Annotated in this window: 9 protein-coding genes; 4 read left to right on the top strand and 5 right to left on the bottom strand. The window is 70.7% G+C overall.

Annotated features, from left to right (window positions below):
- The first annotated feature begins 76 nt into the window (after window positions 1–76).
- Window positions 77–1,090 (top strand): LacI family DNA-binding transcriptional regulator, encoded by a 1,014-nt coding sequence (locus ABZX02_RS37450; RefSeq protein ID WP_355305743.1) that lies wholly within the window; start codon window positions 77–79, stop codon window positions 1,088–1,090.
- Here the strand turns inward: ABZX02_RS37450 and ABZX02_RS37445 are convergent, their stop codons facing one another.
- Together ABZX02_RS37445 and ABZX02_RS37440 are read right to left on the bottom strand one after the other, a co-directional pair.
- Window positions 1,091–1,501: a hypothetical protein gene (locus tag ABZX02_RS37445; protein ID WP_355305741.1), complete on the bottom strand. Its 411-nt coding sequence runs from the start codon at window positions 1,499–1,501 to the stop codon at window positions 1,091–1,093.
- 67 nt (window positions 1,502–1,568) lie between these two features.
- Window positions 1,569–2,366 (bottom strand): serine protease, encoded by a 798-nt coding sequence (locus ABZX02_RS37440; RefSeq protein WP_355305739.1) that lies wholly within the window; start codon window positions 2,364–2,366, stop codon window positions 1,569–1,571.
- 165 nt (window positions 2,367–2,531) lie between these two features.
- Here ABZX02_RS37440 and ABZX02_RS37435 point away from each other — a divergent pair, with 165 nt between their 5' ends.
- Window positions 2,532–3,680, top strand: coding sequence for a serine/threonine-protein kinase (locus ABZX02_RS37435; protein ID WP_355305737.1), 1,149 nt, complete (start codon window positions 2,532–2,534; stop codon window positions 3,678–3,680).
- On the opposite strand, the gene ABZX02_RS37430 is transcribed toward ABZX02_RS37435, so the two are convergent.
- The 3 genes from ABZX02_RS37430 to ABZX02_RS37420 form a co-directional block, all read right to left on the bottom strand.
- Window positions 3,681–4,676, bottom strand: coding sequence for a TerC/Alx family metal homeostasis membrane protein (locus ABZX02_RS37430; protein ID WP_355305735.1), 996 nt, complete (start codon window positions 4,674–4,676; stop codon window positions 3,681–3,683).
- 68 nt (window positions 4,677–4,744) lie between these two features.
- A complete protein-coding gene (locus ABZX02_RS37425) occupies window positions 4,745–7,045 on the bottom strand; it encodes a glycoside hydrolase family 3 N-terminal domain-containing protein (RefSeq protein ID WP_355305733.1) in 2,301 nt (766 codons plus the stop codon).
- A gap of 10 nt (window positions 7,046–7,055) precedes the next feature.
- Complete coding sequence (locus tag ABZX02_RS37420) at window positions 7,056–8,069, bottom strand: LacI family DNA-binding transcriptional regulator (protein ID WP_355305731.1); 1,014 nt, start codon at window positions 8,067–8,069, stop codon at window positions 7,056–7,058.
- A gap of 122 nt (window positions 8,070–8,191) precedes the next feature.
- Here ABZX02_RS37420 and ABZX02_RS37415 point away from each other — a divergent pair, with 122 nt between their 5' ends.
- Entirely contained in the window at window positions 8,192–9,469 is a 1,278-nt protein-coding gene (locus ABZX02_RS37415; protein ID WP_355305730.1) for an extracellular solute-binding protein, read from the top strand.
- A complete protein-coding gene (locus tag ABZX02_RS37410) occupies window positions 9,469–10,440 on the top strand; it encodes a sugar ABC transporter permease (protein WP_355305728.1) in 972 nt (323 codons plus the stop codon). Before ABZX02_RS37415 ends, ABZX02_RS37410 begins: the two co-directional genes overlap by 1 nt.

Below are 10,440 nucleotides of genomic sequence, written 5' to 3'. Positions count from 1 at the left end.
CTCTGGGTGCGTTACGTCACCATGTCAAGACGCAAGCTGTACGATTCGTTGTCACGTTTCAACAAAGGAGCCGCCGGTGAAGCCGTCAGTGGGCATCCGCGACGTCGCGCAGCACGCCGGCGTGTCCAACGCGACCGTCTCGAACGTGCTGAACCGGCCCGACGTCGTCGCACCGGCCACCCGGCAGCGGGTGCTCGCCGCCATCGAGGAGCTCGGCTTCGTGCGCAACGAGTCCGCGCGGCAACTCCGCGCCGGACGCAGCCGCGTCCTCGCCTACGTCGTGCTCGACGCCGCGAACCCGTTCTTCACGGACGTGGCGCGCGGCGTGGAGGACGCGGCACGGGAGGCGGGCCTCGCCCTGTTCCTCTGCAACAGCGCCTCGGACGGCGGCCGGGAGCGCGAGTACCTGGAACTGCTGCACGAGCAGCGCGTCGAGGGCATCCTGATCACCCCGGTCGACGCGGAGAGCGCGCGGTTCGCCGAACGCGGCACGCCCGTCGTGCTGGTCGACCGCGAGGCGGCGGACGGCTCGCGCTGCTCGGTCGCCGTCGACGACGTGCTCGGCGGCGAGCTCGCGGTCACCCACCTGATCGAGACCGGCCACACCCGCATCGCGATGGTCGGCGGCCCGCTGTCCATCCAGCAGGTCCGCGACCGGCGCGAGGGCGCGGCGCGGGCGCTGGCGAACGCGGGCCTGCCCGCCGACGCGCTCACGTTCCTCGAGACGAGGAGCCTGCAGGTGGCCGAGGGCCGCGAGGCGGGGGAGCGGCTGGTCGGCCTGCCCGCCTCCCGGCGCCCCACGGCCGCGTTCTGCGCGAACGACCTGCTCGCGCTCGGCCTGCTGCAGTCGATGACCCAGCAGGGCCTGAGCGTGCCGGACGACCTGGCGGTGGTCGGCTACGACGACATCGAGTTCGCCGCGGCGGCCGCCGTGCCGCTGACGTCGGTGCGCCAGCCGCGCGAGCAGCTGGGCCGCACCGCCGCCCAGCTGCTGCTCGCGGAGAACGAACCGGACCACGAGCACCGGCACGTGAAGTTCCAGCCGGAGCTCGTGGTCCGCGCCTCGACGGCGGTCAGACGACGTTCGTGACTATCGCACGAGCGTCATTTCCCGCTCGCTTTCGACGACGTTCGACGCGTCCGGCGCGAGGAAGACGTTCAACGTCGCGGACGTGAATGCGACCCCCGGCCGGAATGCCTTCGTGCGGGCCACCACGGTCACGTCCACCTTGTGGTCCGCGCCGGTGCACGGCACGCTCGGCGTGTACTTGTCACCGGTCGCGAGCTCGCCGCGCACGTTCTGCGTGACCTGCACCCACAACGACCCGGTGGCGCCGTTCGCGCACATCACCCGCACCGGGACGACGACGGCGACACCCTTCGCCCCCAGCCTGGCGTGCGACTGGAGCGCCATCGACGCGTCCACGGTCGCCGCCGAGGCCGGCACCGCCACCGCCATTGTCGCGGCCGCCGCCAGCACGAACGCCGAAATTGCACGCACGATTTTTCACCTCGTTCTCGTGGAATGAGCGGAATGCGGCCGCACCACGACATTAACGAGGGCGCGTTCAGCGGTGCGAGGGGCCATTGATCGTCGCGCGGATCCATTTCGCGTAAGCGGGCACGTTCGCGTAAAGGCCTGGACCATCAGCGCACAGCGGACCCGTGTCACCCGGTCCCGACGTCGTGCCGATCAGCTCCCACCGGCCGTGCCTGCCGCGCTGGACCTGAGGTCCGCCGGAGTCGCCGATGCACGCCATGGCGCCCGGCTTGCGGCTGATCGTGCACAGCCGGTTCTCGTCGGCGAAACCGGGCGAGCACTCGGACACCGCGCCACGGCGGGTGTCGAGTTGCTGCAACCGCTCGGGGAACGCGATCTGGGTGATGTCGGAAGTGTCCACGGTGGTGCCGAAGCCGAGCAGGCGCGTAGGCGTGCCGGCGGGGCCGGGCCGCGCGGCGATGCGGACGGGCCGTTCGCGCACCGGGCGGTCGAGCCGGACCAGCGCGATGTCGTGCTGGTTGGGCGCGCCGAGCCGGTAGCCGGGATGCCGCACGACGCGGTCGATGGCGCGCACGGTGCCACCGGACGTGCGGCGGTCGCTGCCGACGCGGACCGTTCCGTCGGGCACCGCGCCCGTCCCCTCGGGATCGACGCAGTGCGCGGCCGTCACGACCCACCGGGGGTGGATCAGCGAGGCGCCGCACACGCCCTTCAGGCCACCCGCGGCCGGCACGGTCTCCGGGATGGACGCTATGAACTCGTAGCGCTCCGTGGAGTCGCTGCCGTTCACGACGGCGCCGGCGGTCCCGGTCGCGGCCGCCGCGCACAGGACTCCGGTCAGGACGGCGAGCTGCAGTCTGAGCATGATCTTCTTTCGGTCACCGGAAACTGTCCTGCTCAGACTGGTCGCGCGGCGCGCGGGAATCGATGCGGGCTGCTGGAGTTTCCGGGGTGGAGCCTGCTCCACGATTGGATCACCGGCGGGGTGGGCACCCCTGATCCGTCCCGCCCGAACGGAAAGGTCTGGCCCATGGCACCGCACACGAGTCTTCTCGCTGACCGGTACCGATTGGGCGAGGTGCTCGGCACGGGCGGGGTCGCCGAGGTGCGCCGTGCCACGGACACGCTCCTGGCGCGGGACGTCGCGATCAAGCTGTTCCGGCTGGGTGACGACCTCGCGGACGCGCGCCGGATCGACAACGAGATCTGCGCGCTCGCGGGACTGTCGCACCCCGGCCTGGTCACGGTCTACGACGCGGACCCCGGCGGCGAGACGCCCTACGTCGTGCTGGAGCTCATCGAGGGCCGGACGTTGCGCGAGCGCGTCGCGGACGGGCCGTTGGACGTGGAGAAGGTGCGCAAGGTGGGCGCGGCGCTGGCCGACGCGCTGGCGCACGTGCACGAACGGGGGTTCGTCCACCGCGACGTGAAGCCCTCCAACGTGCTGCTCGACGACGACGAGATCCCGCGCCTGGCCGACTTCGGCCTGGTCAGCATGGTCGGCAGCGCCGGTCTCACCAGGACCGGCCAGGTCGTCGGCACGGCGGCCTACCTGGCGCCGGAGCAGGTCCGCGGTGAGGAGATCACCAGCGCCGCCGACGTCTACGCGCTGGGTCTGGTGCTGCTGGAGTGCCTGAGCGGGCGGCGCGAGTACGAAGGCGCGGAGGTCGAGGCGGCGGTGGCCCGGCTGCACCGGCCCCCGGTGGTGCCCGACGACCTGCCGTTCGACCTCGTGCGGCTGCTGTCCCGGATGACGTCGCTGAGCGCGGCCCGCCGTCCCACCGCCCGCGAGTGCGCCGAAGCCCTGCGCACCCCGGCGGCGGACGCCCCGACGCTGGTCGTGGCACCAGCGCGCCGGTCCCGCGTGCTGATGACGGCCGCGTCCGCCGTGGTGCTGCTCTCGGCCATCGGCACCGGGATCAGCACGTGGAACAGCGTCACCTCGACGAGTTCCGAACCCCCGGCCGCGAACGTCCCCGCGACCACGTCGGTGGGCACCGCGGGCACGGCGGACGTCGTCCCGGCCGTGCTGCAGAACGCCCCGGTCACCACCACGCAGGCACCGGTCCAGGTCGTGGACCAGGGCACGCCCGCAGGTGGGAAGGGACCTGCCCCGAAGGCGCCCAAGCCGCCCGCCGGGGAGAAGTCCAAGCCCGGCAAGGGAAAGCCCGGCCCCTGATCAGCGCTCCTCCTCGCGGTGACCGCGTAGGGAACCGGGGTGGGCCTTGGCCGACGGGTCGTTGCGCGTCTTGATGAGGCTCGCGACGGTGACGACCACCAGGATCGCGATGATCACGCCGAGGGACAGCGGGGTCGGCACCTCAGGCACGCTCGCGGAGATGTCCACGTGCGCCCAGTGCAGGATCAGCTTGACGCCGATGAACGCGAGGATGATCGCGAGACCGGCCGACAGGTACACGAGCCGGTCGAGCAGGCCCTTCACCAGGAAGAACAACGCGCGCAGGCCGAGCAGCGCGAACGCGTTGGCGGTGAAGACGATGTAGGGCTCCTCGGTCACGCCGAACACCGCGGGGATCGAGTCGAGCGCGAACAGCAGGTCGACGCCGCCGATCGCGACCAGCACGACGAACAGGGGCGTGGCGAACCGCTTGTCCCCGACGCGGGTGAAGATCTTGCCGCCGACGTAGTCGTCCGTGACGGGCAGCAGCTTGCGCGCGGTCTTCACCACGACGTTGTTCTCGACGTCCGGGTCCTCGTCGCGGTGCCGGAACAGCTGCACGGCCGTGAAGATCAGCAGCAGCCCGAACAGCAGGAACATGAACGAGAACAACGACAGCAGCGTCGCGCCGACCGCGATGAAGATGCCGCGCATGATCAGCGCGAGCACGATGCCGAACGTCAGCACCTTGTGCTGGTGCTCCTCCGGCACGAGGAACGTGGTCATGATGATCACGAACACGAAGAGGTTGTCGACCGACAGGCTCTTCTCGACGATGTAGCCCGCGAAGTACTCGGCGCCGAACCCGCCTCCGTGCGCGGTCGCGAACCACACGCCGAAGCCGACGGCGACGAGGATGTAGAACACCGACCACAGGCTGGCCTCGCGGAAGCCGATCCGGTGCGGCCGCCAGGCGGCGAGCACGAGGTCGACCGCCAGCAGCACGACGATCAGACCGATCGTCGCCGCCCACGTCAGTCCGCTGATCTCCAGCACCACAACATCCCTCCGGCCGCCCCGCCCGTCCGCAGTGGACGTTACCGGGCGGCCGGGGGGACGGCCGATCAGGGACTCGTCGTGAACTCGGGTGTCGCGACGCGGTCGAAACCGACCCGGCGCGCGGGCCCGGTCATCGTGAGCTTGAGCGCGGCGTGGACGTCCGCGCTCGACGTGCCGACGTGCAGCTCGACGTCACCCGCGTCGACCTGGCGGTGTCCCGCGCGGCCGGTGTAGGAGGTGAGGTCCGCGTGCAGCTCGGCGGTGACCGTGCGGGTCTCGCCGGGCGCGAGGTCCACCTTCAGCGCGCCGACCAGCTGCCGGACGGGCCGGGCCACCTCCGCGACCGGGTCGTGCAGGTAGATCTGGACGACGTCGGTGGCGGGGACCTCCAGGTCGTTGCGCAGCACCACGTGCACCCGGCAGACGCCGTCCGTGGGCCACTCCCGTTCCTCGCAGCCCGCGGTCAGCCAGGTCACCGGCGCGTAGGAGAGCCCGTGCCCGAACGGGTACAGCGGCGTCGGGTCGACGTTGCTGACCTCGCTGCGGGCGCCGAGCTGCGCGCTCAGGTAGGTGGACGGCTGGCTCGACCCCGCGCCGGGGAAGCTGACCGGGAGCCGCCCGGACGGGTTGATCCGTCCACTGAGGACATCCGCGAGCGCCGCCGCGCCCTCCTCGCCGGGGTAGAAGCCGCAGACCACGGCGGCGAGGCGGTCGGCCTGCCGGGACAGGTCGTAGGGCCTGCCCGAGAGCAGCACGAGCACGACGGGCATGCCGGTGCCGAGCACCGCCTCCAGCAGTTCCTCCTGCCGGCCGGGCAGGGTCAGGTCGGCGGCGTCGCAGCCCTCGCCGGACGTGCCGTTGCCGAACAGCCCCGCCTGGTCGCCGAGGACGACGACGCAGACCTCCGCCTGCCGCGCGGCCTCGACGGCCTCGGCGATCTCCTCGTCGGTGCCGCCGAGCACCGGGCAGCCGCGCGCGAACACCACGTCGTGGTCCTCGCGCAACGCCTCCAGCACGGTCGCGACCTCGATGCCCATCTCCGCGTCGGGGTGGTGCACGCCGACGTGCAGCGGGAACGAGTAGCAGCCCATCATCGCGCCCGGCTCGTCGGCGCGCGGGCCCACGACCGCCAGGCGCTTGCCGCTCAACGGCAGGACGCCGTCGTTCTGCAGCAGCACGACCGACCGCTCCGCCACCTCGCGGGCCAGCGCGCGGGACTCCGCGTCGTCCACGTCGAAGTTCGTGCCGGGCGCGGGGGAGTAGTCCGGGTCGAGCAGTCCCAGCTCGACCTTCTGCGTCAGCACGCGGGTCAGCGCCCGGTCGATGAGACCCATGTCGACGCGGTCGAAGTGAAGGCCTTCCAGCAGCGGCTCGCCGAAGCAGTCCACAGTGGGCAGTTCGACGTCGATGCCCGCGGCCAGGGCCTGCGCGGCCGCGTCCTCGCGTCCGGAGGCGATGCCGTGCAGCTTGTGCAGGAACGCCACCGAGAAGTAGTCGGAGACCAGCGTGCCGGTGAAGCCGTAGACGTCGCGGAGCAGGTCGGTGAGCAGCGTGCCGTCCGCCGCGGCGGGGACGCCGTCGTTGTCCGCGTAGGAGTTCATCACCGAGCGGGCACCGGCGCGCAGGGCCATCTCGAACGGCGGCAGCACCACGTCCGCCATCTCGCGCGGCCCGATCGACACCGGAGCGTGGTTGCGTCCCGCGCGGGAGGCCGAGTACCCGGCGAAGTGCTTCAGCGTCGACACGATCCCCGCCGACTCGAGACCCGCGACGTAGGCGGCGCCGATGGTGCCCACGAGGTGCGGGTCCTCGCCGATGGTCTCCTCGACCCGGCCCCAGCGCAGGTCGCGCGTGACGTCGAGGACCGGTGCGAGGCCCTGGTGGATGCCGAGGCGCCGCATCGACTCGCCGATCTTCGCGGCCATGCGGCGCACCAGGTCCGGCTCGAACGTCGCGCCCCAGCACAGCGGCGACGGGAACACCGTCGCCTGCCAGGCCGCGAGCCCGGTGAGGCACTCCTCGTGCGCCAGCGCGGGAATCCCGAACCGGCTCGCCTCGATGATCTGCCGCTGGGTGCGCGCGAGCGTGCGGGCGCCGACCTCCGGCGCGATCGGGCGGGTGCCGAACACGCGGGTGAGCTGGCCGATGCCGTGGCGGGTCAGCTCGTCGAAGTCCTGCGGTGCCACGGCGAACTCGTGCTGGTGCGGCGCCATCTCGCCACCGGCGTCGATGCCCGCCCAGATTCCCTGCAGCTGCGCGATCTTCTCCTGCGGCGTCATGCGCGCGACGAGGTCGCGGACGCGGTCGGCCGCGGGAGCGTGCGGGTCGCGCCAGAGTTCCCCCGGCGCGGTGGCTTCTGTCGTCACTAGAACAACCTCACGAGGTCAGTGGACGGGTCGACTGCCGGACGACCAGGTCGGTGCCCAGGGTGATGTGGGTGTCGGCGGGCTCGTCGCCGTTGATGAGCCGCACCAGCAGTTCGAGGGCGCGGTGGCCCATCTCGCGGATCGGCTGCTGCACCGTCGTGAGCGGCGGTGAGCACAGCGCGGACTCGGGGAGGTTGTCGAAGCCGACCACCGAGAGGTCCTCCGGCACGCGCAGCCCGAGGCCGATCGCCGCCTCGATCGCCGCGATGGCGGTGATGTCGTTGGCGGCGAAGATCGCGGTGGGCCGGTCCGGCCCGGCGAGCAGCTCTCGCGCGGAGGCCGCGGCCACGTCCGCGTCGTAGTCACCGCGGCGGACCAGGGACTCGTCCACCCCGACGCCCGCGCTGGCGAGCGCTCCGCGGTAGCCGGTCTCGCGCTGCTGGGCGGACTTCAGGTCCTCGCGGCCGGTGAGCATCGCGATGCGGCGGTGGCCCAGCGAGAGCAGGTGCTCGGTCGCGAGCCGGCCGCCGTGCAGGTTGTCGGAGTCGATGGTCGGCAGCGCGGCGCGGCCGGTGTGCGGGTCGACCGCGACGACCGGCGTACCGGGGATGCCCTCGAGGTCGACGGCGGGCGTGACCAGCACGGCGCCGTCGACGAGCGTGCCGCTCAGCCGGGTGAGGTAGCGCTGCTCCCAGCCCTGCGGGTCGCCGACGCGACCACCCGCCGAGTACACGACCAGTTCGAACCCGGTGCCGCGGATGGCGTCCGCCGCGCCCTTGAGCAGTTCGGTGCTGAACGGCTCTATGTCGGCGACCAGGATCCCGATGACGTTGGTGCGGTGGTTGCGCAGGCTCTGCGCGACGAGGCTCGCCTCGTACCCCAGTTCCTTGATCACCGCCGTGACCCGCGCGAACGTGTCGGCGGAGACGCCGTAGCGGTTGTTGAGGACCTTGGACACGGTGGCGACCGAGACGCCGGCCTGAGCGGCGACATCCCGGATCGTGACGCGAGAGCGAGGAGGCACGGCGTCAGGCTAGCGGTGTAAAACGTTATCGACAACGATTGACACGAGACCGGTTCATCCGAGAGTCTCTGGCCCCAACACAGGCAGTCCAACCGGCCGACGTCGTCAGGAGTGGACCCCCAATGCGTTCCAAGAAGCCCCTTGCGCTTTTCGCCGCCGCGGCGTTCGTGCTGGCCGGGTGCGGTGGTGGTGGCGGAGACGCCTCCACCGAAGGACCCGTCACGCTCACCTGGTGGCACAACAGGACCACCGAACCGATGAAGTCGAAGTGGCAGCAGATCGCCGACGACTTCCACAAGACCCACCCGAACACTTCGTTCACGATCGAACCGCTGCAGAACGAGCAGTTCCAGACGAAGGTGCCGCTCGCGTTGCAGGGCAACACCCCGCCGGACATCTTCCAGCAGTGGGGAGCGGGCCAGCTCGTCGACCAGATCAAGTCCGGCAAGCTCGCCGACATCACCGAGTCGTCGAAGAGCTGGATCGGCCCGCTGGGCAAGTACGCCGACGGCTGGAAGAACAACGGCAAGCAGTTCGGCACGCCGTACCTGATGCACGCGGTCGGGTTCTGGTACCGCAAGGACGTCTTCGCGAGTGCCGGCGTCACCTCGACCCCGACCACGATGGACGAGCTGAACGCGGCCGTCGCGAAGCTGAAGACCGCGGGCGTCGTGCCGATCGCGCTGGGCGGCAAGGACCGCTGGCCCGACGCGTTCTACTGGGCGTACTTCGCGGTGCGCCAGTGCTCGGTCGACACGCTGAAGAAGGCGGTCGAGAAGACCGAGCTCGCCGACCCGTGCTTCACCAAGGCGGGCGAGAACCTGAAGAGCTTCCTGGACACGAAACCGTTCCAGGACGGGTTCGTCGGGACGCCCGCTCAGCAGGGGGCGGGCAGCTCGGCGGGCCTGGTGGCCAACGGCAAGGCCGCCATGGAGCTGCAGGGTGACTGGAACCCGGACGTGATGCAGGCGCTCACGGAGGACAAGGAGCTCAGCTCGAAGATCGGCTGGTTCCCGTTCCCGAGCGTCCCCGGTGGTCAGGGCGACCCGAGCGTGCTGCTCGGCGGCGGTGACGGGTTCTCCTGCACCACCCGTGCGGCCAAGGCCTGCTCGGAGTTCCTCGGGCACCTCGTCGGCGACGACGTGCAGAAGATCCTCGCCGAGACGAACTCCGGTCTGCCGGTGACCCCGGCCGGTGTGGCCGCGCTGAAGAGCGAGCCGCACAAGACGATCGCCGAGGCCATGAACAAGGCTTCGTACCTGCAGTTCTACTTCGACACCGCGTTCCCGACCAAGGTCGGTCAGGCGCTGAACGACGCCATCGCGAACTTCTTCGCGGGGCAGGGAACACCGGACACCATCGTGAAATCGGTGAGTGAAGCAGCTGCCGGGAACAAGTGATGAGTGCCGCGATCACCACGCGGCCGCCGACCGCCCCCGTGCCGCACGCGCCAGCGGCCGGGGGCACCCGGCGGCGGTCCCGACTCCGCACCCGTCTCGAGCTCGCCCTGCTGCTGACCCCGGCACTGGTGCTGTTCATCGGGTTCGTCCTGATCCCTATCGGCGTCGCCGGCTACTACAGCCTCTACTCGTGGAACGGCTTCGGCCCGCTCACGGACTTCGTGGGGCTGGACAACTACGTCGACGCCTTCTCCGGTGACGTCTTCCAGAGCGCCATCGGGCACAACATGATCATCGCGGTGCTGTCGATCGTCGTGCAGCTGCCGCTCAGCATCGGCCTGGCCATGCTGCTCAACCGCAAGCTGCGCGGCAGGACGTTCCTGCGCATGGTGGTCTTCGCGCCGTACGTGCTGTCCGAAGCCGTCACCGCGGTGATCTGGCTGCTCATGTTGCAGCCGGGCGGCTTCATCGACGAGATCCTGCGTTCGGTGGGCCTCGGCGGGCTCGTGCAGCTGTGGCTCGCGGACCAGTCGATCGTGCTCTACACGCTCTTCGTGGTGATCACGTGGAAGTACATCGGGTTCGGCGTGATCCTGCTCCTGGCCGGTCTGCAGGGTGTGCCGGCCGAACTGCGGGAGGCCGCCGCGCTCGACGGCGCGAGCGCCTGGCAGACCACGCGGCACGTCGTGCTCCCGTTGCTGGGACCGACGATCCGGGTGTGGATCTTCCTCTCGGTGATCGGGTCGCTGCAGCTGTTCGACCTGGTCTGGATCATGACGCTCGGCGGTCCCGCCAACGCGTCCACGACCATGGCGACCTACCTCGTCGACCACGGTTTCAAGCGCTACGAGTTCGGCTTCGGCAGTGCCGTCGCGGTGATCCTGTTCATCATCTGCTTCGTGTTCGCGTTGTTCTACCAGCGCTTCGCCCTGCGCCGGGACACCGAAGGCGCTTTGACGGGGGTGCGCTGA

Source organism: Lentzea sp. NPDC003310, from assembly GCF_040610935.1.
Taxonomy (GTDB): domain Bacteria; phylum Actinomycetota; class Actinomycetes; order Mycobacteriales; family Pseudonocardiaceae; genus Lentzea.
This window is presented reverse-complemented; position numbering and strand designations above follow the sequence as displayed.

What these genes read in the sequence shown, in the direction of transcription:
- ABZX02_RS37410 (WP_355305728.1), top strand. Translation starts at nt 9,469, where the DNA reads ATGAGTGCCGCGATCACCACGCGGCCGCCGACCGCCCCCGTGCCGCAC.
- ABZX02_RS37435 (WP_355305737.1), top strand. Translation starts at nt 2,532, where the DNA reads ATGGCACCGCACACGAGTCTTCTCGCTGACCGGTACCGATTGGGCGAG.
- ABZX02_RS37415 (WP_355305730.1), top strand. Translation starts at nt 8,192, where the DNA reads ATGCGTTCCAAGAAGCCCCTTGCGCTTTTCGCCGCCGCGGCGTTCGTG.
- ABZX02_RS37440 (WP_355305739.1), bottom strand. Translation starts at nt 2,366, where the DNA reads ATGCTCAGACTGCAGCTCGCCGTCCTGACCGGAGTCCTGTGCGCGGCG.